At 66.8% G+C, this 26,953-nt stretch carries 24 protein-coding genes and 1 pseudogene; 13 read left to right on the plus strand and 12 right to left on the minus strand.

All coding sequences use genetic code 11. The features are described 5' to 3' along the window. The first annotated feature begins 4 nt into the window (after nt 1-4). The 7 genes and pseudogenes from wecB (at nt 5) to ACW175_RS12050 (ending at nt 5,015) form a co-directional block, all read left to right on the plus strand. Nucleotides 5-1,108 (plus strand): non-hydrolyzing UDP-N-acetylglucosamine 2-epimerase, encoded by a 1,104-nt coding sequence (gene wecB, locus ACW175_RS12020; RefSeq protein ID WP_492104686.1) that lies wholly within the window; start codon nt 5-7, stop codon nt 1,106-1,108. Nucleotides 1,109-1,208: 100 nt separating this feature from the next. Further along, nucleotides 1,209-2,567 carry a nucleotide sugar dehydrogenase gene (locus ACW175_RS12025; protein WP_492104687.1) on the plus strand — a complete coding sequence of 453 codons (1,359 nt, stop codon included), beginning with the start codon at nt 1,209-1,211 and terminating at the stop codon, nt 2,565-2,567. Nucleotides 2,568-2,599: 32 nt separating this feature from the next. Beyond that, nucleotides 2,600-3,277, plus strand: coding sequence for a phytanoyl-CoA dioxygenase family protein (locus ACW175_RS12030; protein ID WP_492104688.1), 678 nt, complete (start codon nt 2,600-2,602; stop codon nt 3,275-3,277). A gap of 105 nt (nt 3,278-3,382) precedes the next feature. Continuing rightward, a pseudogene (locus ACW175_RS12035) lies at nt 3,383-3,544 on the plus strand (helix-turn-helix domain-containing protein); the annotation flags it as partial. Nucleotides 3,545-3,662: 118 nt separating this feature from the next. Next, complete coding sequence (locus ACW175_RS12040) at nt 3,663-3,983, plus strand: hypothetical protein (protein ID WP_492105049.1); 321 nt, start codon at nt 3,663-3,665, stop codon at nt 3,981-3,983. A gap of 190 nt (nt 3,984-4,173) precedes the next feature. Further along, complete coding sequence (locus tag ACW175_RS12045; RefSeq protein WP_492104689.1) at nt 4,174-4,527, plus strand: hypothetical protein; 354 nt, start codon at nt 4,174-4,176, stop codon at nt 4,525-4,527. A gap of 35 nt (nt 4,528-4,562) precedes the next feature. After that, nucleotides 4,563-5,015 carry a hypothetical protein gene (locus ACW175_RS12050; RefSeq protein ID WP_492104690.1) on the plus strand — a complete coding sequence of 151 codons (453 nt, stop codon included), beginning with the start codon at nt 4,563-4,565 and terminating at the stop codon, nt 5,013-5,015. 24 nt (nt 5,016-5,039) lie between these two features. Here ACW175_RS12050 and ACW175_RS12055 read toward each other — a convergent pair whose 3' ends face one another. Continuing rightward, nucleotides 5,040-6,260, minus strand: coding sequence for a glycosyltransferase family 4 protein (locus ACW175_RS12055; RefSeq protein WP_492104691.1), 1,221 nt, complete (start codon nt 6,258-6,260; stop codon nt 5,040-5,042). A 131-nt stretch (nt 6,261-6,391) separates the two neighbouring features. Here ACW175_RS12055 and ACW175_RS12060 point away from each other — a divergent pair, with 131 nt between their 5' ends. Then, on the plus strand, nt 6,392-7,873 hold the full coding sequence (locus ACW175_RS12060; protein ID WP_492104692.1) for a hypothetical protein: 1,482 nt from the start codon (nt 6,392-6,394) through the stop codon (nt 7,871-7,873). Then, nucleotides 7,870-8,592 (plus strand): class I SAM-dependent methyltransferase, encoded by a 723-nt coding sequence (locus ACW175_RS12065; protein WP_492104693.1) that lies wholly within the window; start codon nt 7,870-7,872, stop codon nt 8,590-8,592. Before ACW175_RS12060 ends, ACW175_RS12065 begins: the two co-directional genes overlap by 4 nt. Here the strand turns inward: ACW175_RS12065 and ACW175_RS12070 are convergent. From ACW175_RS12070 to ACW175_RS12080, 3 genes are all read right to left on the minus strand, one after another. Then, nucleotides 8,576-9,850, minus strand: coding sequence for a lipopolysaccharide biosynthesis protein (locus tag ACW175_RS12070; RefSeq protein WP_492104694.1), 1,275 nt, complete (start codon nt 9,848-9,850; stop codon nt 8,576-8,578). The genes ACW175_RS12065 and ACW175_RS12070 overlap by 17 nt on opposite strands. A 343-nt stretch (nt 9,851-10,193) precedes the next feature. Continuing rightward, a complete protein-coding gene (locus tag ACW175_RS12075; protein ID WP_492104695.1) occupies nt 10,194-10,766 on the minus strand; it encodes a gluconate 2-dehydrogenase subunit 3 family protein in 573 nt (190 codons plus the stop codon). Continuing rightward, entirely contained in the window at nt 10,766-12,505 is a 1,740-nt protein-coding gene (locus tag ACW175_RS12080) for an FAD-dependent oxidoreductase (RefSeq protein WP_492104696.1), read from the minus strand. The genes ACW175_RS12075 and ACW175_RS12080 overlap by 1 nt, the downstream gene beginning before the upstream one ends. Before the next feature lie 172 nt (nt 12,506-12,677). Between ACW175_RS12080 and ACW175_RS12085 the strand changes: the two genes are divergently transcribed. Beyond that, on the plus strand, nt 12,678-13,496 hold the full coding sequence (locus ACW175_RS12085) for a 3-keto-disaccharide hydrolase (protein WP_492104697.1): 819 nt from the start codon (nt 12,678-12,680) through the stop codon (nt 13,494-13,496). A 50-nt stretch (nt 13,497-13,546) separates the two neighbouring features. On the opposite strand, the gene ACW175_RS12090 is transcribed toward ACW175_RS12085, so the two are convergent. The 6 genes from ACW175_RS12090 to ACW175_RS12115 all read right to left on the minus strand — a co-directional run bounded on the left by ACW175_RS12090 (nt 13,547) and on the right by ACW175_RS12115 (nt 18,946). Continuing rightward, nucleotides 13,547-14,056 (minus strand): cupin domain-containing protein, encoded by a 510-nt coding sequence (locus ACW175_RS12090; RefSeq protein ID WP_492104698.1) that lies wholly within the window; start codon nt 14,054-14,056, stop codon nt 13,547-13,549. Between the two features lie 21 nt (nt 14,057-14,077). Then, on the minus strand, nt 14,078-14,437 hold the full coding sequence (locus ACW175_RS12095) for a c-type cytochrome (protein WP_492104699.1): 360 nt from the start codon (nt 14,435-14,437) through the stop codon (nt 14,078-14,080). Between the two features lie 136 nt (nt 14,438-14,573). Then, nucleotides 14,574-15,629, minus strand: a complete 1,056-nt coding sequence (locus ACW175_RS12100; RefSeq protein WP_492104700.1) for a sugar phosphate isomerase/epimerase family protein — start codon at nt 15,627-15,629, stop codon at nt 14,574-14,576. Beyond that, nucleotides 15,626-16,759: a Gfo/Idh/MocA family protein gene (locus ACW175_RS12105; RefSeq protein WP_492104701.1), complete on the minus strand. Its 1,134-nt coding sequence runs from the start codon at nt 16,757-16,759 to the stop codon at nt 15,626-15,628. The genes ACW175_RS12100 and ACW175_RS12105 overlap by 4 nt, the downstream gene beginning before the upstream one ends. Beyond that, complete coding sequence (locus ACW175_RS12110) at nt 16,759-17,682, minus strand: sugar phosphate isomerase/epimerase family protein (protein ID WP_492104702.1); 924 nt, start codon at nt 17,680-17,682, stop codon at nt 16,759-16,761. The genes ACW175_RS12105 and ACW175_RS12110 overlap by 1 nt, the downstream gene beginning before the upstream one ends. 22 nt (nt 17,683-17,704) lie before the next feature. Then, nucleotides 17,705-18,946: an MFS transporter gene (locus ACW175_RS12115; protein ID WP_492104703.1), complete on the minus strand. Its 1,242-nt coding sequence runs from the start codon at nt 18,944-18,946 to the stop codon at nt 17,705-17,707. Between the two features lie 135 nt (nt 18,947-19,081). Between ACW175_RS12115 and ACW175_RS12120 the strand changes: the two genes are divergently transcribed. Then, entirely contained in the window at nt 19,082-20,089 is a 1,008-nt protein-coding gene (locus ACW175_RS12120; RefSeq protein ID WP_492104704.1) for a LacI family DNA-binding transcriptional regulator, read from the plus strand. Here ACW175_RS12120 and ACW175_RS12125 read toward each other — a convergent pair. After that, the gene (locus ACW175_RS12125; RefSeq protein WP_492104705.1) at nt 20,086-20,859 is read right to left on the minus strand and encodes a 3-keto-disaccharide hydrolase; all 774 of its coding nucleotides are present in this window, start codon (nt 20,857-20,859) and stop codon (nt 20,086-20,088) included. The genes ACW175_RS12120 and ACW175_RS12125 overlap by 4 nt on opposite strands. Nucleotides 20,860-21,081: 222 nt before the next feature. Between ACW175_RS12125 and ACW175_RS12130 the strand changes: the two genes are divergently transcribed. Continuing rightward, complete coding sequence (locus tag ACW175_RS12130) at nt 21,082-22,575, plus strand: putative 2OG-Fe(II) oxygenase (RefSeq protein ID WP_492104706.1); 1,494 nt, start codon at nt 21,082-21,084, stop codon at nt 22,573-22,575. Between the two features lie 109 nt (nt 22,576-22,684). On the opposite strand, the gene ACW175_RS12135 is transcribed toward ACW175_RS12130, so the two are convergent. Beyond that, entirely contained in the window at nt 22,685-25,552 is a 2,868-nt protein-coding gene (locus ACW175_RS12135; RefSeq protein WP_492104951.1) for a TonB-dependent receptor domain-containing protein, read from the minus strand. Nucleotides 25,553-26,198: 646 nt separating this feature from the next. Between ACW175_RS12135 and ACW175_RS12140 the strand changes: the two genes are divergently transcribed. After that, entirely contained in the window at nt 26,199-26,933 is a 735-nt protein-coding gene (locus ACW175_RS12140) for a 2OG-Fe(II) oxygenase family protein (protein ID WP_492104707.1), read from the plus strand. Nucleotides 26,934-26,953 lie beyond the last annotated feature (20 nt).

The raw sequence follows: 26,953 nt of genomic DNA on the forward strand, positions 1-26,953 counted from the left end.
ACTCATGAGAATCCTCAGCGTCGTTGGCGCACGTCCGAACTTCGTCAAGGCCGCGCCCATCGCCCGCGCTCTGGCCGCGCGACAGGACAGGTTTGAGCACCGGCTGGTTCACACTGGCCAGCACTATGACGGCCGGATGAGCGACGCCTTCTTCGCCGATCTCAACCTCCCAGAGCCGGACTATCATCTGGGTGTCGGCTCGGGCGGCCACGCCCATCAGACCGCCGCGGTGATGCTGGGCCTGGAGCCCGTGCTTGAGGCCGTGGCGCCCGACCTCGTCCTGGTGGTCGGCGACGTCAACTCGACCCTGGCCGCGGCGCTGACGGCCAAGAAACTCGGTATCGCGGTCGCCCATGTCGAGGCTGGCCTGCGGTCGGGAGACATGACCATGCCCGAGGAGATCAATCGCCGCTGTGTCGATGCGATCTCCGACATTCTCTTCACCACCGACCGGCTCGCGGACGAGAACCTGGCTCGGGAAAACCCGCCGGGTCGCATCGTGCGGGTCGGCAATGTGATGATCGACACCCTCCTCGACCAGTTGCCGGCCGCTCGCGCGCTGGACATGCCCGCGCGACTGGGCCTCCCCGCCAAGGGCTACGGCGTCCTGACGCTGCACCGTCCCGCCAACGTCGAGAGCCGGGACACCCTGGCGGATCTGCTGGACGCCGTGCGCGCCGGCGCCGGCGACCTCCCGGTGGTCTTTCCGATCCATCCGCGCACCCGGCGGCGCATCGAAGCGTTTGGCTTGGCCGATCGTCTCAGCGTTGATCCCCGTGGCCCAGGCCTTTTCGCCACCGAACCGCTCGGCTACCGGGAATTTCTCGGCCTGGTCGCGGGCGCGCGCGTCGTCATGACCGACAGTGGCGGCCTGCAGGAGGAGACGACCGTGCTGGGCGTCCCCTGCGTGACATTGCGCGAGACGACCGAACGGCCGATCACGGTTCTGGAAGGTGGCAACCGTATCGCCGGCGTGGCCCCGCCAGCGGTGCGGGCGACCATCGCCGAGGCCCTGGATCGCCGCGCGGAACCCCGTCGACCGGCGCTCTGGGACGGCCATGCGGCGGAGCGCATCGCTGACGTGCTTTACGAACTTTACCCGTTCTGAGGGAATGTCGCTGGCCTAAGTTGTGATTTCGCGCAATGTAACCCTAACGACGCCCCTCGGGAGGCGGCGACGAGCCAGTCGGACGGAAGACCGCACACGCATGACCGCGCATATCCGGACGGGTCGAGCTTCCGCTTTCCAGAGTCTGTTCGACAAGCTCGCGGCGCGAACGGCCCAAGTCGGCGTCATCGGGCTCGGCTATGTCGGCCTTCCCCTCGCGGCGGCCGTGGCCAAGGGCGGATTTGGCGTGATCGGCTTCGACATCGACACAAGCAAGCCGGAGCATATCCATGCTGGTCGCTCCTATATTCCCGCCGTGGCGAACGAAACGCTCGCCCGTCTGGTCCAGGCCGGCCGGTTGACGGCCACCAGCGACTTCGCCCGGCTTTCGGTCTGTGACGTCATCGCCATATGCGTGCCCACGCCATTGGGCCCGCATCGCGAACCCGATCTCACCTTCGTGCGCTCGACAAGCGAGGCCATCGCCCGGACCCTGCGTCCGGGGCAACTCGTGTCCCTGGAATCCACCACCTATCCCGGCACGACACGGGAGATCCTCAAGCCGGCTCTCGAGGCGGCCGGGCTGGTGTCCGGGCATGACATTTTCCTTGGCTTTTCGCCCGAGCGCGAGGATCCGGGCAACCTAAGCTACGATACCGCGAGCATTCCCAAGGTCGTCGGCGGCGATGGCCAGGAGGCGCTGGCGCTGATGGAGGCGTTCTACGGCGCCGTCGTGGAGTCGGTCGTACCCGTTTCATCCCTGGAGACGGCCGAGGCGGTCAAGATCACCGAGAACGTCTTCCGGGCGGTCAATATCGCGCTGGCCAACGAGCTGAAGGTCATCTTCACGGCCATGGGCGTCGATGTCTGGGAGGTGATCGACGCGGCCAAGACCAAGCCGTTCGGGTACATGCCATTCTATCCCGGCCCCGGCCTGGGTGGTCACTGCATTCCCGTGGACCCGTTCTATCTGAGCTGGAAATCGCGCGAATACGACGTCACCACCCGCTTCATCGAGCTGGCTGGCGAAATCAACGTGGCGATGCCGCGCGTGGTGGTCGACACCCTCACCGCGGCGCTGGATCGCCAAAGCGGTCTGCCGCTCGGCGCGGCCCGCATTCTCCTCATGGGCCTGGCCTACAAGAAGAACGTCGCCGATCTGCGCGAGAGTCCCTCGCTCAAGCTTTTGGAACTCCTGCGGCTTCGCGGCGCGCGGGTCGACTACCACGATCCGCTGATCGCCCAGGTGCCCAGCACCCGCAACTACCCCGCGCTGGAAGGGCTGAGATCGGCGGTGCTGAGCGCCGAGGCGATCGCCGACTACGATGCGGTGCTGATCGCCACCGACCATGACGCGGTCGACTATGGCCAGTTGGCCCGTAGCGCCAAGCTGATCGTGGATACGCGCAATGTCATGGCGCGCGCGGGCTATTCAGGCCCTAGCATCGTCAAAGCCTGAAGCGTCGACGGGTCAACCCGCTGAGCAAAGTCATGAGCCCTGTCTCCACGCCCACCCAGATCAACCGGCTGCCAGCGGCGCTGGCCGCCACCTTTGATCGCGACGGCTATCTCGTTCTGCGCGGCGCGGTTCCCGCTGGGTGGAGACAGGCGCTGCGCGAGACCTTCGACGCCGGGGTGGGAACGCCCGACCAGTGGGCCGCGCCGCGCGCGATCGGCTGGCGGCACGCCCTCGTCGATCTCGATCCGATCGTGCGGCGGGTCTGTCGCGGCCCCTTGGTCTTGGCGACGGCGGGCCATTTAATCGAAGAGCCGTTCTTCTTCAGCCAGGTTGAAGGGCGCGAGCCCTTGCTCGACGGAGGCCACCAGCCGCTGCACCGCGACGGCGTGGGGCAAGGATCCGTCGCCGCCCTGGTCTTTCTCGACGACTATGGGCCTGACAATGGGGCGACGCGGGTTGTTCCACGTCATCTTGACGCTGGAGCGCCGGACGAAGCCACGGCCTTGATCGTGGCCGGCGAGGCTGGCGACATCCTGGTCTTCGACGCCGATCTGCTGCACGGCGCGACATGCAACCGCTCCGGCGCGCGGCGTCGCTCGCTCTTGCTGAGCTTCCTCCCGGAACGCCATAGGGCCAAGGACGACGCCTGCAAGGCCGCGCGAAATGTTCGCATGGATACCCGCGAGGTCTTCGTCCCTCGGAAAGGATGAGAATTTTCGTGCCCTGGGATGTTGACGGCTCGCCGAGTTCCAAGGTGACGCGACGGGCGAGCCGAGGTTTATTGCTGGGGTCTCTTTCCTCGATGAAAAACGTCCGTGATCGCCCCCCTCTCCGACCGACAACGCCAGATCCTTCGCCTCGTGGCGCGCGGTCGCACGTCGAAGGAAATCGCCCTGGCGATTGGGCTGTCTCCCCACGGCGTCGATATGAGCCTGCGAAGGTCATGTGAGCGTCTTGGCGTCGCCAATCGCCGCGAGGCGGCGCGCCTGCTCGAGGCTCACGAGAGCAGTATCAACGATACGTACTACGGTTCGGCCGACCTTTCCGACACGCCGCCTCCTCTGCCATCCCATGAGCCGTTCGGAGAGGAAGGCCATGGACAACTTTTCCCCCCAGCAGGCCGTCGAGAGCGCCCGCGCTCTTCGCCGGGACATTCTGGAGTTCGAGGAGAAGTTCCCGTTGCTCCCCTCGGAACAAACTCAGATGCCGAGGTTCACATGGGCGCAATTGGAACGACAACTGGAGGACCTTTCGCGCTTGTCGACCTGCTCGCGGGATCAGGTGCGGAGCGTAATCGCGATGCTGCGGCTAAAGGCGCTTTCGGCGCCGCCCGAACTGCTGCTGCGCGAGCTGCTGGTGGCGGCTTCGATCCTCCTCGAGGAGGATTTGGCCGAGGACCTTTCGGCCGACAGCTAACCTCACTGGAGTCGATCGCCCTGGCCCTTGGCCTGGCGGTGTTGATCGGCCTGCTGCTCGCCGGCGTCCTTGTCGCCGCCGGAAGCTTCATGGGCGCGATGCAGCGCACGATCGAAGCGGCCAGCCGCGGCGCCTGAATTCGACAACAACCCGAAACGCATCGCGCTGTGGCCAGCGCCGAGGAGAACCCATGCCTGTTCCGCAAGAGATCGGCCGAGAAGTCGCCGACAAGCTGTTCGCCGCCGAGCGCGCCGTCGACGACGCCATCAGCGCCATCGCCCAGTTCCAGGGCATGCTGCCGGACGCCGGACGCCGCGCCGGCCTGTCCTTCGGCTATATCCAGGCCCCGATGGCTCATCTCGCGACCGCCAGCAGCGATCTGGTCCGGGCGCGCGAAAGCACGTCCTCGGTCCACAGGAGCCTTGAGGTCATCCAGCGCGCGACCGGCTTGGCGGCGGTTTCCTACGGCCCGTTCGTCGACAAGCCCGATGCCCAATCTCAGCCATCCGGCCGTCTTGAAGTCGTCAAGACCGAGGCCGCCTAACTGGCGCGCCCCCGGCCCAGGCGGTATGCAAGCGCATGTTCGACGCGCTGCGCTACACGGTCGGAGCCGCTTTCTTCTTCGGCGCGATCGCCTACGCCCTCTGGAAAGGCGACTGGCCAGAGCGTGTCACGGCCCTGGCCATGCTGGCGGCGACCGTACTGACCCCCCTTGTGTTCCGTCACTCGGCCTTCGCCGATCCACAGTGGGCGGTGGCGGCGGTCGACCTGGCCCTGCTCTCCGTTCTGACGGTCGTGGTCGTGAAATCGCGTCGGATCTGGCTGGTTCTGGCTCTGGCGGTTCACGCCCTCGGCGCGGCGTCCCATGTGGCCCTGATTTTCGACCCCCAGATCAAGGCCCTGGCCTATCTCTCGTCGATCGTGGTGTGGAGCTACCTGGCCAATGGGTTCCTGATCGCCAGTGTCGCGCAAGCGCGGTGGCGTCGCCCGCGTCAACAAGCCGCCCCCACCCTGCCCACGGGTTGGCGCTAAGGCCCTGACCGCTGGCGGGAGCCATCAACCACGATCAAGCAGCTCATCGTAAAGGTCGAGATAGGCCTGGCCGGCGGCGGCGTCGCTGTACAGCGCGCCGACCTTGGCCAGAGCGGCTCGCCGCATGGACCACGCCAAGTCGGGGTTGGCGTGCAGTTGAGCCAGGCGCCCGGCCATCGCGGCCGCGTCCCCGCGATCGACGAGGAAGCCGTCCACCCCATCGGAAATCACCCCCTCTGGACCGCCGCAGCGAGTGGCGATGACCGGGGCGCCGCAAGCCATGGCCTCGATCATGACCATGCCGAACCCTTCCTCGTCCGAGGACAGCAGGAGGCAAGAGGCCTGACGATAGAGCGCGATCAAGGCCTGCACGGACGGCGTTTCGACGAAGCGGATATGCGTCGCTAGCCCCGCGGCCCGCGCCTTGCTCCAGAAGGCTGGTGGTGGCGGCGTCGCGCCCGCCATCACCAGCTCCGGCGCGTCCGGCCGCCCGGCGGCGAAGGCGCCATAGGCCTCCAACAGCATCATCGGGTTCTTGCGAGGATCCGAAAAGCGTCCGACCGCGAGAACATGGGGAGGGTCCGCCGGGGACTGGTCGGCCGGCGCGGGACGATAGAGCGTGGTGTCGACGCCGGGCGGGGCCTGGACTACCCGCGCGCCGCGAGCCTCGGCGTGAGCCTGCATCCACGGGTTTTCGACCTGGACGACATCGACCGCGCGCAAGGCTCGCTCATCGAGCGTGTCCATGACCTGGGTCATGGCGCGTCGCCAGGCGCCGCGAGGGCCTATGCTTGCGCCGTCGCGCGCCCGCCGTTCGACCGCCGTCAGGGTCGCGGCCTGGACCAGCACCGGCTTTCCGAGCCCGATAACCGGGGTCGCCCAGGCCGGTACGCCCGCCACGACCTGGATCAGGTCGCATTCGGCCAGCACCTGGGCGAGGAGCGGACGCGGCGCCAGGCGGAGGATCTCGATTTCGCCCAGCGCCGCCCCGACATGAAGGTAGTCGCGGCCGCGCGCGGTCTTGGCGAGCGTCACGGGGCCGCGCGCCCAGGTGCGGGGATCGAGGATCAGCTGGCTGGCGGGATCGCGCGCCCACGTCGCCAGGGACACGATGCGAATAGCCAGGTCCGTCCGAGCCGAGAGCACCCGCAGCAGAAAATCGGCCACCGCGCCCACGCCGCCGACGTCGTCGAACGAGGGTACGACCATCGCCACGGTCGACCGCGTTTCTCGCCTCGCCGTCATCGCGCGTCCATCGCTTCGCCCTCGGCCCGGATCCTGCTTATCGTCATGGAGGAATATGGACAACAGGGGCGCCGTAGGTTGTCCAGCGCCTCGCGGCCCTATACCGTCGGCGGTGAACAGGGAGAGACAGCATGCGCGTCGCGGACGGCCGGATCGCGCCGGTGCGGGCCTGGGAGTTGGTCTCGCTCGCGAGCCTGCTGGGTGTCTATCTGGTCACCATGGCCCTGTATGGCGAGGCCGGGACCCAGGCGGTGAACCTCTTTGGCGCGATCGCGCTCGGCGTCATCATGCTGCTCGGCGCGGTGCCGCCGGCCATGCGCGAGGCGACCGTGATCTGGACCCCGCTGTTCTGGTTCCGCATCGCCACGGCCGCCTATTTCAGCTTCGGCAACGCCATCGTCCACTTCGTCAACGACGAGAGCCGTCGGATGATGGAGGCCTTCTTCCAGGACTACGAGAGCCTGATGGGCAAGCTCAACGCGGTGATCACGGTGGGCGCGCTGCTAACCCTGGCCAGCGCCTGGGTTCTGGACGCGGCCTGGCGGCGCGGCGCGCCTCAGATCGAAGGCGCGCCGAGATCGCGGCTAGAGGTTGGCGAGCCAGGCCGTCTGCTCACGGTAGGCATGGGTTTCCTGGCGGTTGGTGGGGCGGTGAAGTTTCTCTTCACGCTGCCGGCGACCCTGGGCGTCATAAGCTTCACCTTGCCCGGCGCGCTGGGCGCGCTGGCGCTGCTTGCCGATGCCGGCGTCTATCTGCTGGCGGTCTGGGCCTGGCGCTTCCAGACCAGGTTGCTGTGGCTTCCGGTCTGCCTGACCGGTCTCAATGTCGCCCTGGGCCTGCTGGCTTTCTCCAAGACGGAGGTTATCGCCTCGATCATGGTGCTGGCCCTCGGCTGGCTTTCGAAGGGGCTGACCTGGCGACGCATGCTGGTCACGGCCGGGGTGATCACCGTCACCTTCGCGCTGATCGTGCCGTTCGTGGCGGCCAGCCGCACCGAGATGGTGCGCCGCTATCAGAGCCTGCAAGGCGCGGGCCTGGCCGAGCGGCTCGAGATCGCCAGCTTCTACCTGCGGCCGACCAGCGGCCTGGAGAACCCCCAGCAGACCGGGCTGATCCGGTTCAGCTATGTCAATGGCAGCGCCCTGGCGCTCTCGCTGCAGGACAATGGCAGCCCCGGAGGCACCCTGGCGACCTTGCCGGCCGTTTTCGTTCCGCGCGCGCTATGGCCCAACAAACCGGACATGACGGTGATCGGCCGCGAGTTCAACTACCTGGCCACCGGCAACGAGGAGAGCGCCTCCAGTCCAGGCTGCTTCGCCGAGGCCTATTGGGACTATGGTTGGCTCGGCCTGCCGCTGCTGATGATCCCTCTCGGCCTGATCCTGCAGGCATGGTCGCTCGTGTCGCTGTGGATCATCCGCGGCGAGCATTGGCTGTTCTTCCCGTTCTGCCTGCTGGGCATGAAGGTCGGCTCGAGCATCGACGGGTTCATCGTCCCGACCGTGTTCGGCACCGCGGTCCTGGCCCTGATCGCCTTCGTGGCGCTGCGCCTGGCCTTGCGGGTCAACAGCCAGATCCTCGCCGCCAGCCCAAGCGGCTACCGCGCCCGATGAGCGCCAGCGCCACGCTCATCCAGCACCTCTACGGCGATCCGCGTCACGACGGCACGCGGCGCTTCTACGAAAGCGTACGCCGCGAGCTCACATCGCGGAGCCGGGTGCTCAATCTTGGAGCGGGGCCAGCCACCGGCAATCCGGTGCGCACCCTGCGCGGCGAAGTCGCCTGGGTGGCGGGCGCGGATGTCGACCCCTGCGTATTGGACAATCCCGAACTGGACGAGGCGGTCTTGATAGCCGGTGGGCGGCTGCCCTTCCCCGACGCCTCTTTCGATATGGTCCTCAGCGACTATGTCTTCGAGCACGTGCGTGCGCCTGCCCCGTTCCTGGCCGAGGCCGCCCGCGTTCTGCGGCCGGGCGGGACACTGGTGTTCCGCACGCCGAACCTCGCCCACTATGTCGCCGTGATCTCGGCCTTGACGCCGCACGCGGCGCACGCGCGTCTGGCCAACGCCGTGCGGCGCAATCCCGCCGGCAGCCAGGAACCTTGGCGAACCTGCTACCGGATGAACCGCGTGGGTCGCCTGCGTCGCCTGGGACAAGCCGCCGGGTTTGAGGGTCTGGACGTGGAAATGGTCGAGACCGAGCCCGTCTACCTGCGATTTTTCACGCCGCTGTTCCTGCTCGGTGTCGCCTATGAGCGGTTCGTCAACAGTTCCCCACTGCTCGCGCCCCTCCGCGCCAACATCTTCGGCCGCTTCACGAAGCCCTCTTGAGCGCGCCGCGCAGCAACAACGCCGTCACCAACCCCTGGACGAGGAAACTCGCGGTCGTGGCCTGAGCGGCGCCCACCGCGCCCTCGCGCGGGATCAGCACCAGGCTGAAGGCCAGATTGGCCAGCCCCCCTGTGACCAAGGGAATGAGCAGTCGCCGAGTGTGGTCCAGGGACATCAGCCGGGTCTCGGCCACCTGGATGACCCCCTGCGCGCCATAGGCGATGGCCACCCACACCAGCACGGCCGGCGCATCGTGACGGTAGGCCGGCGCCAACAGCAGTGTCGAAAGCCACGGGCCCAAGGCCCAGAGCCCCAGGACGCAGGCCAGGGCCGCGGCCGACCGGACCCACAACCAGTGTCGAAAGACCTTTCGCGCCTGCTGGACCTGACCGGAATTGACCGCCTCGAACAAGGCCGGGCGATAGAGATCGTTCAAGGCGCCGCCGATCAGCGACACGCCGCGGCTGGCGATCGAGAAGGGCGCGACGTAGCGACCCGCCGCCGCCGGCCCGGCCAAGGCGGCCAGCACATAGCGATCGACCATATTGGCCAACCAGGACAGCAGGCTCATCGGCGCGAACGGAGCGCCATAGCGCCAGGCGCGTCGAGCGAAGCTTGGCGCGCCGAACTCGGCCGGCCCCCTTAATCCAGGCGCGGCCAGCAGGCCCAGCGACGCGGCGACCGCCATGCCCGAGGCCTGACCGATAACATAGCCGTCGACCGTGGGCGCCGCGCGTAGCGCCAAGCCGGTGCAGCCCGCCAGGGCGAGGGCTTCGGCGACCAGAAGACTGGCGTAGGCGCGATTGCGGCGATCGGCCTGGACGCGGCCATAGAGCACGCCTCGGACCAGGGTGAGCAGGCCCAGGAGCAGCGCGCCGGCGGCGCCGGGGCCGCCAAGCTGGGTCTGCCCCATCGCCGCCAGCCCCGCCCAGGTAAGGGCCGCGATCACGCAGACGGCGCCCCCCGCCCCCAGGACATGCGCGAGAACCTGGCGCGTGAACCCATCGCCCCTCCCGGCCGCGACCGCTGCGCTGTGGAACCGCAACTGGGTGTTGGTGAAGGGCGTGGAGGCCGTGGTCAGGGCCAGGATGAGGAGGGAAAGGAGAAGATTTGCCTCTCCAAACACGGCCGGCGGGGCCAGTTCGGTGAAGAGTCGGATCGAGGCCAAGCCGATCACCGCCACCATCAGATAACCGCCCAACACCCAGACGCCGGAGCCGAGCAAGACCGTGCGGGCGCTTCGGGACACGGCGGTCATGCGTCGGCGGGCCCTTTCCCAAGAACGCCAGCCATCCCCGGTGGCGGTGGTTGCACACAAGCTTAGCGTGAACCGTGATCCGCGCGAAGCGGTGGCGGCGGCAGACCGTAAACGGATAAAAAACAAGCCCGGTCTCGTAGAGGCCGGGCTTGCAGGAGGCCGCCGAGCGGTGGGGTGCTCGTACGCAGCAGGTTGGGACCCTAGAAGGACCAACGCGGGTCAGACAACCGAAAATAGATTATTTTACAATTGCCCCCAGGCGGACTAATCGGCCTGGACGTCGCGTCGCCTGATGGCGACGCGACGAATTGGGGACCGGCCCGAGCGCCTAGATGGCGTTACGCTAGCGCGTCGCCCAGGCGCGGCCGATCTCGGACAGCGGCACGCAGCCGTGATAGGCGCCGGGTACGGGCTCGTACTTCAGCGCCACGGTCGCGCCGGGCTCGGAGGTGAAATAGCCGACTGTGACCATGTCCTCCAGCGCCGGGAAGAAGTGCGACTGGCCCTGCCCTTGCGCGACCCCGGCCTCCTGGTCGTAGGCCGTCAGAAGCGCGACCTGCTGTTCGGGCGTCAGCGCCACGAAGACATCGCCATGCGCAGCGCGGGCGTCGGCGTCCATGCGCGCCAGCCCACCCAGCAACTGATCGACCTGCTTCTTCTCGTAGAAATCGCCTACCGCGCGGTCGATGAACCGCGGAACGCCGGCTTCGCGGGCCCCCGGCGTATCGGTCGCCGGGATGATCAGCTCGGCCACCACGTCGATCAACCGGGCCTGCTCCGCCGTTAGAGCCGTCGGCGTCCAGGTCAGGGCCGGCGCGGGCGCCGCGGCGGCGGCCAGGGCGCGCTCGGTCCAGCCCGTCGAGGCGACGCCGACCGCCAGGGCCAGGCCGCGAAGCGTGTCGCGTCGGTTCAGCATCACAGGTCTCCCCGCTTGCGAGCCTTCACCGCGTGGTCGGCGGCGCGGGCGGTCAGGGCCATATAGGTCAGCGACGGGTTCACGCACGAGGCCGAGGTCATGGCCGCCCCGTCGGTGACATAGACGTTCTTGCACTCGTGGACCTGGTTATGGGCGTTCAGCACCGAGGTCTTCGGGTCGCGCCCCATCCGGGCGGTGCCCATCTCGTGGATGCCCAGGCCTGGGGCGAAGCCTCCGTCGTGGCCTTTGACGTTCTTGAAGCCAGCCGCCTCCAGCATCTCGACCGCCGCCTGCTGCATGTCGCGGCGCATCGCCATTTCGTTCTCGCGCATGGTGACGTTGAACGACAGGGTGGGCAGGCCGAAATGGTCCTTCACATCACGGTTCAGGGTGATGCGGTTGTCCTCGTAAGGCAGGATCTCGCCGAAGCCGCCCAGTCCCATGCTCCAGGGCCCAGGCTGGGTGAGCGCGGCCTTGCGCGCCGCGCCAAAGCCCTTGCCGCCCTTGCCGAGATCGCGATCCCAGATCGGACGCGAGGCGCCGCCCTGGTAGCCGAAGCCGCGCAGGTAGTCGGTCCGCTTGCTGGCCGCGTCGCCCAGATTGCGGAAGCGCGGCACATAGATGCCGTTTGGACGCCGGCCCGAATAGTACATCTCGGCGAACTCGGGCGCCTCGCCCGACGCGCCGACGCCCAGGTGATGGTCCATGACATTGCGGCCCAGCTGGTCGCTGCCGTTGCCGAAGCCGTTCGGGAACCGCGAACTGGTCGAGTTCATCATGATCCAGGCCGAGTTCAGGGCCGAGGCGCACAGGAAGATGACGTCGGCGTGGAATTCCTCGTCCTGCCGGGTCTCGGCGTCTAGGATTCGCACACCGGTCGCCTTGCCGGCCTTCTCATCATAGATCAGTTCGGTGACGATCGAGTTCGGGCGGATCACGAGGTTGCCGGTCCGCTCGGCCGCCACCAGCCCGCCGGCGTTGGAGCTGTAGTAGGCGCCGAACGGGCAGCCACGGATGCACTGGTTGCGGTACTGACACTTGGTGCGGCCCAGGCTGAGCTGTTCCTCGGTCGGCTCGGTCAGGTGGGCGGCGCGGCCAATGCTGACGCGGCGATCCGGGAAGCGGGCCTCCGAACGGCTCTTAAAGGCCTTCTCGACGCAGTTCATCTCCATCGGCGGCTGGTAGTGGCCGTCGGGAAAATGCGGCAGGCCCTCGGCCTGGCCGGATACGCCGATGAAGCGCTCGACGTGCTCATACCAGGGGGCCAGTTCCTCGTAGCGGATCGGCCAGTCGACGCCGATGCCCTCCTTGGCGTTGGCCTCGAAGTCGATCGGGCTATGGCGATAGCTCTGGCGCCCCCAGGTCAGCGAGCGACCGCCCACGTGATAGCCGCGGATCCAGTCGAAGCGGTTTTCCTCGGTGTAAGGGTTCTCGTCGTCCTTGACGAAGAAGTGCTTGCTGTACTCCGTCATGGTGTAGCCGGTGCGGCGCTGCACCGGATAGTGCGCGTCCAGCTCGGCCTTCGGGAGCTGTCCCTGCGGGTACTTGGTCTGCCAGGGATCGAGGACCGCGGTCGGATAGTCCTCGAGATGGCGGACCATGCGGCCCCGCTCGAGCACCAGGACCTTGAGCCCCTTCTGGGTCAGCTCCTTAGCCGCCCAGCCGCCTGTGATACCGCTACCAACAACGATCGCGTCATAAGTGTTCTTACGCCGCGCGCGGCCGCTCAGATTGGCCATGTTCGCTCCCTTCGCGGTCGCTCGATGGACCACGTCGGAAGCTTTAAGCCACGCGACGCCCCGACTTCGGCGACCCCCTCATTCTTGCCTGGAGGCTTCCATGAAATGGGTTACATTGCAAGAAAGCTTGGCGTTCAACGTCAAAATCGCCGACCGCCCTGGGAGGGACATCATGACGAGATCGACGACGCGCGCGCGGTGGGTGGCGACGGGCCTGCTGCTGGCGCTGTACGCGGGCGCGGCGAACGCCCAGAACGTAAAGGCTGGCCCCTGGCGGCCGCTGTTCGACGGCAAGACCCTGAACGGCTGGACGGCGAAGGTCGCCAAGCATCCGACCGGCGAGAACTACCACCAGACCTTCGTCGCCGATCACGGGGTGATCCGCGTGTCCTACGCCGGCTATGACAAGCTGGACGGTCAGTTCGGGCACCTGTTCTACAAGACGCCGTTCAAGGCCTATCGCCTGAAGCTGACCTACCGCTTCCTGACCGAAGGCGGCCTGGCCGACACCCCTGCATGGGCGCATAGCAACAGCGGCATCATGTTCCTCAGCCAGAGCCCCGAGAGCATGACGGTCGAGCAGCCCTTCCCAGTCTCGGTAGAGTTTCAGCTGCTGGGCAAGGACGGTGAAGCGCCCCGCCCCACCGGCGCGGTCTGCACGCCCGGCCTGACCATCACCATCGACGGCGCGAAGGTAAAGGAGCACTGCACTCCGCCCGCCAACGCCCCGACCATTCCCAATGGGACCTGGGTCCAGGCCGAGCTGGAAGTCATGCCCAATGGCGAGATCACCCAGAAGATCAACGGCGTGGCCGTGCACCGCTATGCCGGCGTCACCCTGGATCCCGACGACACCGTCGCGGGCGGGGCCAAGCCCTATATCCTCGCGCGCGGGGCCCAGCCGGTGACGGAAGGCTACATCGCCCTGCAGAGCGAGGGCCACCCGATCGAGTTCAAGGACATTCAAATTCAAGAGCTGACGGCGCGCTAAGGCGCCTGTCATGGCAAATTCAAGAGCTGACGGAGCGCTAAGGCGCGCTGTCATTTCCCGCCGGGCAACTTGATGCCCAGCAGGACCAGCCGCTCGCCGGTGATCCCGAACCAATGAGGCACGCCTGCCGGAATCAGGATGACGTCGCCCGGACCCAGCGCACGCGTCAGCCCGCCTTCGATCTGGCTGCCCTCGATCAGATTGGCGTTCTTGGCCGTCGGATCGGCCATGGTCCCGCCCGAAACCAGCGTTCCGGCGCCTTCCAGTACGATGGCGTATTCCGCTTCGGCGGGATGAACGGCGGGGCGGCCCGGCTTCTTCCATATTTCGATCGCCGCCACGGTCGCGCCGTCGCGAACCAGGGGACGCCACATGAACCCCTGGTCGGGCTTCATCGCGGCGAGCATGTCGCGGAGCTGGGCCTGGACATCCACGCCGCTTGCGAAACCGGATGGGCCGGCGGCTTGAGCGCCGTTGGTTTGCGCGGAAGCGGTGGCGACGGAGGCGGCAAGCGCCAATGACGTCGCGCAGATCGTGAACGCTCTGGCCATCCCCCTCATCTCGGCTCTCCCTTGCCCAGTCTACTTCTTCACGGATGTCAGATACTGGATCACCGCCGCGCGCTGCTCGGCGTCCGGCGCGCCCAGCAGCATCTTAGTGCCCGGGACCTTTTTGCCCGGCGCCTTGATGAAGGCGTCCAGCTCTTCCGGCGTCCAGGTTATGCCCGAGGCCTTCATCGCGGCGCTGTAGGCGAAGCCCGGCGCGGTCCCGGCCTTGCGGCCCGCGACACCGGCCAGGGGCGGCCCCATCTTGCCGGGGGTGGGCTGCAGCGAATGACAGACCGTGCAGCGCTGCTCGAACACCTGCTGGCCCGTGGGGGCGGCGACGGCGCTGGTCGCGATGCCTGCCAGAACGGCGGCGAGCGTAAGCTTGAACTTCATCGAGAATACTCTCCGTCAGAGATTGGGCGGCGGCCTAGAGCATTTTCCGACGAAGTGGGTACCGGTTCGTCGTCAGAAAATGCGTCAAAACAAGAGGCTAGAGCATTTCACCGATCCAATTGGATCGAAAAATGCTCTAGAGGCCCAATAGCCGGCGATTGCGACCGGCGTCTGGCGCGCTGCCGGCGAAATCGTCGAACGCCTTGTCGGTCACCTGGATGATATGGTCGCGGATGAACGGCGCGCCTTCGCGAGCCCCCTGCTCCGGGTGCTTCAGGGCGCACTCCCATTCCAGCACCGCCCAGCCTTCGAAATCGTACTGGGCCAGCTTGGAGAAGATCGCCTTGAAGTCCACTTGGCCGTCCCCCAGCGAGCGGAAGCGGCCCGGGCGCTCGGCCCAGCCCTGGTAGCCGCCATAGACGCCCGACTGGGCCGTCGGCCGGAACTCGGCGTCCTTCACGTGGAAGGCCTTTATCCGCGCGTGATAGCGGTCGATGTAGCCCAAATAGTCCAGCTGCTGCAGCACGAAGTGGCTGGGATCGTAGAGGATGTTGGCGCGTGGATGGCCGCCGACCTCGTCCAGGAACCGCTCGAAGGTGGCGCCGTCGTGCAGGTCTTCGCCCGGATGGATCTCGTAGGCGACGTCGACGCCGTTGTCTTCGAAGACGTCCAGGATCGGCTTCCAGCGACGGCCGAGTTCCGCGAACGCTTCCTCGATCAGGCCCGCCGGGCGCTGCGGCCAGGGATAGAAATACGGCCATGCCAGGGCGCCCGAGAAAGTGGCGTGGGCCTTGAGGCCCAGGCGCCGGCTGGCGACGGCGGCGGCCTTGACCTGCCCCACGGCCCACGCCTGACGCTCGGATGGCTTGCCGCGCAGCTCGGGCGGCGCGAAACCATCGAACAACTCGTCATAGGCCGGATGCACGGCGACCAGTTGACCCTGCAGGTGGGTTGAGAGCTCGGTGATCTCCAGGCCATGCTCGGCCAGGAGCCCCGCGATGTCGTCGCAATAGGTCTGGCTCTCGGCGGCCAGGGCCAGGTCGAAGAACGAGTCCGCCCCGCCCGTCGGCATCTGCACCCCGACATAGCCGAGGTCGGCGACCCATTTGGCCATGGTCTCGAGCTTGTCGAACGGCGGCTCGCCGCCGATGAACTGGGCCAGGAAGATGGCTGGTCCCTTGAGCGTCTTCATCGCGCGTCTCCTTCCAAGGCGACCCAACCGGCGTCGTCGCGACTGGCGGCCACGGCGCGCTCAACGAAGGCCATGCCGCGCAGGCCCGCTTGGATATCCGGCACGAACCCGCCGCCCCGCCCTTCGATGGCGTCGGCGAACTCGCGATAGATATTAGCGAAGGCCTCGATGAAGCCTTCCGGATGGCCCGTGGGCAGACGTGTGACCGCGCGGGCGGCCGCGCCCAAATAGGCCGAGCCGGCGTGTAGCACCTGGCTTGGGCCGTCCAGCCAGTCGATCGTCAGCACGTTGGGATCCTCGTGCGACCAGGTCAGGCCGCCCTTCTCGCCATAGACGCCGAGTCGCAGGCCGTTGCGGGCCCCGGCCGATATCTGCGAGGCGATCAGCACGCCGCGCGCGCCGCCGTCGAACCGCAGCAGCACGTTGCAGTCGTCGTCCAGGCCGCGACCCGGCACGATGGTCGAGACATCCGCGCACAGGCGCTCGACCCGGCGGCCGGTCACGAACTCGGCGATGTTGAAAGCGTGGACGCCAATGTCGCCGATGCAGCCGCCCACGCCGGATTGGGCGGGGTCCGCGCGCCAGCTGGCCTGCTTGTTGTCGCCGTCGCGCTCGAGCGGCTTCGACAGCCAGCCTTGCGAATATTCGACCACGACCTTGCGCACCGCGCCAAGGTCGCCGCGCGCCACGATATCCCGCGCTTCGCGAACCATCGGATAGCCGGTGTAGGTATAGGTCAGGCCGTAGAGCTTGCCCGACGCCGCGACGACGCCGGCCAGTTCCTGGGCCTCGGCGAGGTTCAGGGTGGCGGGCTTGTCGCTGATCACGTGCAACCCGCCCTTCAGCGCGGCGGCCGAAACGTCGAAGTGCAGATGGTTGGGCGTGACGACCGAAACGAGGTCGACGCCATCCTCGCGCGCCCGCTCGGCGGCGATCATCGCGTGATGGTCCGGATAGACCCGGTCGGGCGCGACGCCCCAGGCGGCCGCGGCCTGGGCGCTCTTGGCCGGGTCGCGGCTGAACACCCCGGCGACCAGCCGGATGCGGCCATCCAACTCGGCGGCCATGCGGTGCACTGGCCCGATGAACGACCCGGGACCGCCGCCGACCATGGCCATTCTCAACGTCATCAGGCGACGACCTTGGCCAGGTAGTCGTAGCTGATCTTGGCCGACTCCAGACGGGCATGAGCGAACGGCGGCTCCTGCTCGTAGTAGAACCCACGGACGCCCGCGGCATAGGCGGCCGGCAGCAGCTTCTTCCAGTCGATCATGCCGCTCCCGACCTCGGTCGGGTCCTGCTTCAGTTCGAAATTGGTCTTGGTCGTTGCCTTGATGTCCTTGACGTGCATCTGGGTGAAGCGTCCTGGATGCGCCTTCAGCAGGGCCAGCGGATCATGGCCTGCGGCCGTGACCCAGCCAGCATCCATCTCGAATGTGACCAGACTGGGATCCGTGCCCTTCAGCAGGATCTCCATGCCCGTGGTTTCGCCTAGCGGGGCGAACTCGAAATTGTGGTTGTGGTAGCCGACGGCGATGCCGGCTTTCTTCAATACGGCGGCCTTCTCGTTGAGGAAGTCGGCGTTCCACTTCCAGTCGTCGGCCGTCATCTGAACGCCGGCCTGGCGCAGGTCGGCGCCGAGGCGATCGGGAATGTAGAGGATCGGCATGATCGCCGACTTCACGCCGATCACGTGCAGCTCATCGGCCAGCTTGGCGAGATCACCGCTGAAGCCGCCCGGCCCCTTGGGCGCGATGTGGGCGCTGGGGCAGACAAGGCCCGCCTTGTCGAAGGCGCCGCGCAGTTCGTTCGGGGTGCGGCCCAGGTAGCCGGCCAGCTCGACCGACTTGAAGCCGATCTTGGCGACCGTGGCCAGTTGGGAGTCCAGCTCCTTGGCGAGGTCCGGACCCAGGCTATAGAGCTGGATGCCGACCGGCAGTTCGTGGCGCTGGAAGAACGGCGTCGCCGCCGCGCTCGCGCCGCCAGCCAAGGCCGCCCCCGCGAAGGCCGCGCCAGCGCCGAGAAGACCACGTCGAGAAAGGTGTTCGTGCACGGGGTTTTCCTTTGGAGAAAGGCTAGACTTGGGCCGGGCTGGCCGCGGCGGGAACCTCGTCGGCCTCCGCGACTGGACCGCGCGACGGCGGGCGGAAGAACAGGGCCAGCAGGCAGACGGCCGCCAGGGCCATGCCGGTCGGGACCATGAACAGGGTGGTGTAGTCGACGGCTCCGCCCGTGCTCAGACGGCTGACCAGCGTCGGGAACAGGAAGCTGGCGACCACATTGCCAACGCCCAGGATCAGCAGGTTGAACAGCCCCTGGGCGCTGGAGCGGACGTCCTTGGGGAACACCGCGTCGACGAAGATGTACACGGTGGCGAAGAAGAACGCGTAGCAGATCCCGTGCAGCAATTGCACGGCCACGATGACCGGGATGCTGTCGGCGAAGAAGGCGAACACCGCGAAGCGGGCGGCGTGGCCCAGCACGCCGACGATCATCGTCACCTTCCAGCCCAGGCGCACCAGCACCCGGCCCAGCACGAACATGGTCAGGATCTCGGCCACTTGGCCGAGGCTCAGGACCACCATGCTGAGGTTGCCGGCGATCCCGACCCTGTTGGTCAGGAAGGCGTCGGCCATCACGAAGTAGCCGTTATGGATGACGCTGTCGATGAAGGTGACCAGGAACAGCACCAGCACGAACGGCGCCGCCAGCAGCTTGAAGGCCCGTCGCCAGGCCAGATTGTCGATACCCGGCGCATCCTTGCGGGCCGGAGTATGCGGCAGGGTCAGGGCATAGCCGGCGAAGGCGAACGAGACGATCGCCGCGACCAGGAAGATCCAGCGCACCTGCTCGACCGACGCGTGGGCGCCCAGCAGGAACACGAAGGGCCAGCTGACCAGCACCCAGCCGACCGTCCCGCCCATTCGCACCGGGCCAAAGCCGGCGGCTGGGTCCTTCAGGTTGGCGAAGGCGATGGAGTTAGTCACCGACAGGGTCGGCACATAGACCAGGCTGAAGATCAGGTAACAGCCGAAGAATGGCCAGAAACTGGTGGCGAACGCCGTCCCCACCAGGGCCAGGCCGCCGATCAGATGGCTGGCGGCCAGGAACCGTTCGGCCGCGAAATTGCGGTCGGCGAATTGGTTGGAGAAGAAGATGCCAACCAGGGCGGCCACGCCCCAGGCGCTGCCGACCATCGACTGCTGCCAGGGCTCGAAGCCCAGCATGCCCATGTAGGGAAAGATCTTCGGCGCCCAGGCGCCCCAGATCGCAAGCTGCAGCACCATCATCACGAAGAGCCGGAAGCTCGTGTTCATGGATCTGGCCCTCCCGACCAGCTTGGGCGGCTGGTTCGCCCTTTTGGACGCCCTCCGCTCCGATGTAATCGAAATCATCGATAACAGGGGTCGGTCTACTTGCCAAGCTGTCGGCTAGTCGCCAGTGTCCCGCCGATGGCGACCATTCAAGATGTTGCGCGCGACGCGGGCGTCTCCACGGCGACGGTTTCTCGGGTGTTCAGCGCGCCGGAGCTCGTGCTGGAGACCACGCGCGACAAGGTGATGGAGGCGGTCAACCGTCTCGGCTACGAGCCGAACTTCGCCGCCAAGAGCCTGCGCACCCTGCGGACCGAGAAGATCCTCGTCACGGTGCCGGACATTTCCAACCCGTTCTTCTCCCATGTCATTCGGGGCGTCGAGGAAGCCGCCCTCGCCGCCGGCTACTCCGTGCTGCTGGGCGACACGCGCCACGAGGAAGCGCGCGAGGAGCAGTACGCGGCCATGTTCCGCCGCAAGGAGGCCGACGGGCTGATCTTCCTGGGTCATCGCCTGCCTGACGTCCTGGCGGACATGGTAGCCGCCAAGGGTCCGAAGACGCCGATCGTCAACGGCTGCGAGTTCAGGCCGGGCCTGGCCGTCTCCAGCGCCCATATCGACAACGAGCGCGCCGCGGCCGAGGTCGTCGACTACCTCTACAGCCTGGGCCACACACGCATCGGCGTGGTGACCGGCCCGCTGGCCAGCCCGATCAGCAGCGATCGCCTGGCCGGCGTGCTGTCGGCGGCCCACCGCCACGGCCGCGCCAGCGCCCTGCGCATCGCCATCGGCGACTTCTCGATCGAGTCCGGCGTGCGCCAGACCGGCGAGCTCCTGGACGAACCCGGCCGACCGACGGCGATCTTCTGCTTCAGCGACGAGATGGCCATGGGCGCGCTGGAGGCGATCCGGCAACGCGGCCTGCGCTGTCCCGAGGACGTGTCGCTGGTCGGCTTCGACGACATCCGCTTCGCCCAGTATCTGCACCCGCAGCTGACCACGGTCAGTCAGCCCAAGGAGCAGATCGGCCACGAAGTGGTGCGCCTGCTGATGGACATCCTGAGCGGTCGCGCCACCGCGCTGCAGAACGTCACCCTGCCTCACCGGCTAGTGGTGAGGTCGAGCGCCGCCCCGCCGCCCGCCTAGGGGCGCGGCGACAGCTCGCGAACCCAGATGTTTCGGAAGCTGATCGGCGCGCTGGGATCGCCATGCGCCTGCAGCTTGATCGGCGCGGCCCCGTGAGCGTTGTAGCTCGGCTTGCCGATATAGACCGTCTCGCCAGCCAGCACCGCGTTGTCCTGGACCAGAACGCCATTGTGGATCACGGTGACCACGGCGGGTGAAACGAGCGCGCCGTTCGTGTCGAAGACCGGCGCGCGCCAGACGATGTCATAGATCTGCCACGCGCCCGGCTCGCGACTGGCGTTCACCAGGGGCGGATACTGCTTGTAGACGCTGGCCGCCTGGCCGTTGACGTAGGTCGGGTTCTCGAAGCTGTCGAGGATCTGCACCTCGTAGCCCTTGTCGCCGTCGCCGGTGGACGCCAGGAAGACGCCGCTATTGCCGCGCGCCTGGCCAGAGCCCGTGATCCCGGCCGGGATGCGCCATTCGAGATGCAGCTGGTAGTCGCGAAACGCCCGCCGGGTCTCGATATTGCCCTTCGACTTGTCGACGGTCATCAGGCCATCCGCGACTGTCCAGGCGGCCGGCGACTTGTCCTGCGTGGCGACCCATTGGCCGAGGTCACGGCCGTCGAACAGCACGATCGCGTCGGAGGGCGCGCCGCCGGGCGTCGCCGCGGGAGAGACAGCCGGCGGAACGGGCTTCCAGACCTCGGTGTCCTCCGGCTTGCTCTGGGCCAGGGCCGAGGACGTGACCAACAGGCCGAGTAGCGTAAAGGTGGATCGGGTCAGCATGCGGCGCCTTGGCTCCCTGTCGGACGGACCAGAGACTCCCATGCGTCCGCGAATACGACCACCACATTCTCAACAAAGGCCGGCCGCCATGCGGCGACGACGCGGCTGGATCGCGGAGCCCATCACCGCGCTTCCGAAGTCGAAGGTCGGTTCCCCGCGATAGTCCTTTGAATGCGCCCGGCCTCTTTCTAGGATCGGATCCTTCGCAATCCGCCACGATCCATGACCGACTCGCTCACGCACAATGCCTGGACCCTTATCGATCGCGGCCAGGCGGCGGAGGCGCTGAGCCTGACGCGATCGGCGGCCCAGGCCAGCAACGCCACGCCGGGCCTGCTGATGGCGCACGCCGCGGCGCTGAAGGCCCTGGACCGCGCCGAGGACGCGGTGGCGTTCAACCGGCGCGCGGTGACGCGGGCGCCGTCAGACCGCTTCGCCTGGTACAATCTGGCCGCCACGCTGGGCGACCTGAAGATCGACGCCGAAGCCGAAGCCGCCGCGCGCCGCACCCTAGCCTTGGGCCTGGATGCCCCGGAGGTCTGGCTGGTGCTAGGCAAGGCCCTGCAGGGCCTGCGTCGCTACGACGAGGCCGAAAAGGCCTTCCTGACCGCCCTCGCCCGGCGGCCCAGCTACGCGGCCGCGCATCTGGACCTGGCTCAACTGCGCTGGATGCGCTCGGGACGGCAGGACGAGGCCCTGACCGTGCTGGGAGCCGCGCTGCGCCAGCATCCCGCCGATGCGGGCCTGTGGCTGATCAAGAGCACCGTGCTGACGTTCGCGGGTGATCAAGCCGGGGCTGACGCGACGCTGGAAGCCGCCGTTGGGGCCTCGCCAAACGATGTACTGCTGCGGTTGGCCGTGGCGCGCGCGGCCGGCGCGGTTGGCGACGCCGCTCGGATGCTGGCCCATGCCCGCGCGGCCCAGCGCCTGGCGCCCGCCGCGACCGAGGTCCACGCCGTGCTCTGCGAGGCCCTTCTGGCGGACGGCCAGGCCCAGGCGGCCGCCCAGACGGCCGAACAACTGGTGGCGGCCACGCCGCGAGACCAGTACGCCCTAGCCCTGCGCAACACCGCCTGGCGGTTGACCCAGGACCCGCGCCTGGCGCCGTTTAGCGACTACGATCGGCTCGTCCGCGCCTATCGCCTGGAGACGCCTGACGGCTGGCCTGACCTGGAGACGTTCCTCGAGGCGCTGCGCGCGCGACTGCTGGAGCTGCACGACCTCAAGACCCACCCGCTGCAACAGTCGCTGCGCGGCGGCACTCAGGTTCCCTCCCTGGACCGTTCGGAGGAGCCGCTGGTGCGCGCCTTCTTCGTTTCGGCCCGCAAGGCGGTGGCGCGCTATATCGAGGATCTCGGCCCCGGTGACGATCCGATACGCGCGCGTCGCTCGGCGGCCTTCGACTTCGCCGGCGGCTGGTCGGTGCGCCTGCGCTCAGACGGTTTTCACGCCGACCATGTCCACCCGAAGGGCTGGATTTCCTCGGCCTTCTATCTGGACCTGCCGGCCGTCGTCGATGACGGCGAGACCCGCGAGGGCTGGCTGCAGTTCGGCCTGCCAGGCTGTCGGACGTCTCCCGCCCTGCCCGCCGAGCACATGGTCAAGCCCGAGCGCGGCGTGTTGGTGCTGTTCCCGTCATGCTTCTGGCACGGGACGCGGCCATTCTCCGATCCTGGTCATCGCCTGACCATGGCCTTCGACGTCACGCCGCGCTGAGCGTTTCACCACGACATTGAACAGAAAAAGGCCCGCCCCGAGTGATCGGGGCGGGCCTTTTGCCGAGATCCCCTCCCCGACGCCGAGGCGCCGAGGAGGTTCAGATCTCTTAGTAGCGCAGGCGGGCGTTGATGAAGAACGTCCGGCCCAGGACGTCGTACGTGGCGGGGTAACCGCTGTTCGACGGCGAGGCGTTGCCGCCCAGGATCGGGTACTTCTCTTGCGTCAGGTTGCGCACGCCAGCCGTGAAGGCGACGTGGTCGTTGATGCTCCAGTCGCCCGACAGATCCCAGTAGTTCTTCGCGCCGATACGCTCGACGGTGTAAACCGTGGCGGCGTCGTCATTGACGTCGTCCAGGTGGCTCCAGACCACGTTCACGCCGAACTGGTTCATGGTCCAGTTCATCGTCGAACGCAGCTTGTGGCGCGGGGTCGGGTTGCCGCACCGCGTACCGAACTTGTCGGCGCACTTCACCGGCGACGATATCTCATCCGGCGTCGTGGTCGAGTCCCAGGTGTTGGTGTACAGCGAGCGGAAAGCCAGCGAACCCCAATCCGGCAGACCCAGGTTTTCCAGGGTCGTGCGGTAGGCGACGCCGATGTCCAGACCCGCCGTCGTGATCGTGGCCACGTTTTGCGCGGTCAGCGAGATGTAGTCGATCGAGCCGTTGGCGAGGCGGTTGATGGCCTTGCAGTACGGTGAGTTCGGGTTGCCGTTGACCAGCGCGCCATAGCAGACGTTCATGACGTTCGAAGCGCTGCCGCCGAAGGAGGCGATCGCGTCGTCGATCTTGATGTCGAAGTAGTCGGCGGTCATCGAGAAGCCCGGCAGCCACGACGGCGTATAGGCGAAGCCGGCCGTGAAGGTCTTGCCCGATTCAGGACGCAGGTTCGGGTTGCCGCCCGACAGGGTCTGGGTCTGCTGGTTGGCGTTGATCAGGCCGACGACGCTGGCCGCGACGCCCGAGTTGATGCAGGCCTGACGGATGGCGGCCGTCGGAGCGGCGCGCGCCGAGCAGGGGTCGGTGGCGGTCGGGAAGCCGTTGCTTTGCGGCGCGTACAGGTCGCCGATCGACGGAGCGCGGATCGCCTTGTTGTACGAAGCGCGCAGCATCAGGTCGTCGAACACCTTCCACGAACCGGCGACCTTGTAGGTCTTAACCGGGTGCGGTTGGCCGGTGTAGTCCGACGTACGGCCAGCCAACTCCAGGTCCAGGGACTTGATGAGCGGCAGGTCCTTCAACAGCGGAACCAGCAGTTCGGCGTAGCCTTCGTAGACGTCGAAACGACCCGAAACCGGCGGGCTGGCGTTGAAGCCCGTCAGGTTGCCGGTAGCCAGATCCTGGCTGGGCAGGAAGGCGAATTCTTCAGCGCGGTACTCGGCGCCGATGGCGAAGCCGATCGGGCCGGCCGGCAGCGAGAACATGTTCGCCGTGTCGCCGTTGATGCTGAAGCCGCCGTACTGCTGCTCATAGTCTTGCGACGAGTTGATGCGGGTCTTGATGAAGTTCGCGGCGGCGGCCGAGATGTTGCCTTGACCGAACAGGTTGATCGGCACGCAGCCGCCCGACGGATCCAGACAGCCGGTGCCAGCCGCGTTCAGCAGCAGGGCCTGCTGGATGCGCGACAGGCTGGTGTCGCCGATCAGCGAGTTGCTGCCATGGGTGTTGCCGTATTGATAATACAGATCGAAGCCGCCGTTGATGGCCTCGATGTCGCCCTTCAGGCCCAGCTGCATCTGGTAGCCGAAGAAGTTGAACTTCGAAATCCGCGGGCCGACTTCGGTCAGGCGGCGGTTGAACACGCCGGTGACGGTGTCGTAGATGCCGTTGTTGTTGGCATCGACGTCGGTGAACGTGCCGGCCGTCCACGAGCTCGAGGCCGGGATGGTGTAGGCGGTCGACGAACCCAGGCTGTTCAGCGCGGCCTTGGCGGCCGGCGTCAGGAACGGGTTGTTGTCCAGCGAGAAGCGGAAGGTACGGCTGCCGACCGGGGTCGGGGCCAGCTGGGTCACGACCTGGCTGTTGACGAAGTTACCCTTGGCGTAAACTTTCAGGCCCGGCTTGATTTCGTAGTTGGCCATCGACGTGACCGAGAAGCGCTCTTGCGGCGTCTGGACGTAGTTGACCGGCGCGAAGTTGTAGGTGTCGTTGGCCGAATTGTAGAGGCGGACGTTGCCGTCCGTCAGGAACAGCGCGGCGTTCGCGGCGTTGTTGGCCACGCCCGGCAGGGTGATGAACTTGCCGGCGACGAAGGCGCCGACCTGGCCCGGTTCGTTCGAACCCGAGCCCGACGGCACGAAGCCGGTCTTGGTGGCGTTGTCGCCCCAGGCCGTGCTCAGCATGCCGCCGCGCTCGCCTTGGGTCAGGGCTTCACGCTTGTTGTAGCCCAGGCTGAGGACGACGTTGCCCTTACGATCGGCGAAGTTGGCGCCGATGGTAAGGTCAGACGAGTAGACCGGAGCTTGACCGTCACGGGCTTGCGAGTAGCCGGCCGTGAATTCCATGCCCTCGAAGTCTTGCTTCAGGATGAAGTTCACGACGCCAGCGACAGCGTCCGAGCCGTAAACGGCCGAGCCGCCGCCCGACACGACGTCGATGCGCTTGATAAGGGCGGGCGGGATCAGGTTCAGGTCGACGCTGCCGCCCTGGGTGGTCGGGGTCTGGCGCTTGCCATCGACCAGCACCAGGGTCCGGTTCGAGCCGAGGCCGCGCAGGTTGACCGTGGCCGTACCGTTGCTGCCGTTGTTGACGGTCGAGGTGATGCCCGGAACCGCCTGCGGCAGGGTGTTCAGCAGGTTTTCGGTGTTCACCACACCCGACTGCTTGAGCTCCTTATCGCCGACCACGGCGACGGGGCTCGAGGACGTCAGGTCCGGACGCGCGATGCGCGAACCGGTGACGACGATCTCTTCGACCTGAGCGGAGTCGCTCGGCGCGGCGGCTTGCTGCGCCCAGGCGCCAGCGGCCGGCAGCATGAAACCGCAAAGGATCGAAGACGCCAGCAGGCGCTTTCTACGAGTGGTCACACTAAACAAATTCCACCTCCAAAACTATACGCCGAGCCCTGCGGACGAGCATACGGCGCTCCCCCTGTCCCCCCTGGAACCGGGTTTTGCGCAAGAGTGGAATTCGAAGACCTTTGGTCAATCAGGATGGTGGCGCGACTGCCCAGGAAATTTCCACGTGTTACCCAAATGTGACGCACCTGACACAAGCCCTGGCCACGATCCGGCCAAGAATGTGTAATTTCAAGAGGATGGCGACGACGCCTTCATTGCATATAGGCAATGCCGTACACGATATACGAAGTAATCGCTCGATACTTGGCGTTTCCGTCGCAATCCAATGACGTCGCCGCTCTAGTTCAGCCCCCACTCGCCGCAAGGAAAAAGTTCTTCCATGAACTCGGATCGACGTCGCGTTATGCTGCGTTTCTCGCCTTTCAGGCGTTCAAATTGCGACAATATTCGTTTTTCGACTTGAAATGCGCTCACGCCTGCGACAAGTCGCCTCAGGTAATGGCGATTTAAGCCACAGGGACAGTTGCACGGGAACGAAAAGCACCGCTTGAATAAAATACGAGCAAATCCATGCTCACGATCCCTCACCGACGAGTCCCGCATGCCCGCGCACCCGCCCCTCAGAATCAATGGCGACCTGCCGACAGAGACGTTCGCGACAAGGTTCGCGCGGGACGGATTCGTGCAGATTCCCGTCTTCCTGGCCCCGGCCGACGCAGAGGAAGTCGCCGGAGCGATGGAGGGCCTGACCTGGAACATCGTGGCGCCCGACGAGACGTCCGAAACGCTGGTCATCACGCCCGAGGTGATCAAGAAGTTCGGCGAGGCGCAGGTCCGGCAGTTCCTGCAAGGCGCGCTGAAGCGCGCGGCGACCGGCTTTTCGTTCGTGCACATGTCCTATGCCCTGCAAGACGAATATCAGCGCGGCGATGAAGCGCGCATCCACCGGGCGACGCAGTTCCTGCAGAGCGAGGACTTTCTCGAGTTCGGCCGGCGAGCAATCGGCGCGCCCGCCGTGGCGGGCGTTCGGGTCCAGGCCTCCTACTACCGCCCCGGCGACTTCCTCACCCTGCATGACGACAGCCACCGCAAGGACACGCGCCTGGCCGCGTTCACCCTGGGCTTCACCCGAAACTGGCGCGCCGACTGGGGCGGGCAACTCCTGTTCCATGACGCCGAGGGCAACGTCACGCGAGGCTTCCAGCCGGCGTTCAACGTGCTGACCTTGTTCAAGGTGCCCACCGCCCATTCGGTGGCCCAGGTCGCCTCCTATGCCGCGGCCAAAAGGCTTTCGCTGACCGGATGGCTACTGGGCGACGCCCCCGTCGCCGTTTAAGACTTCGCCGCGCAAGGAGT

This window comes from Caulobacter sp. FV1ye6ST, from assembly GCF_058681225.1.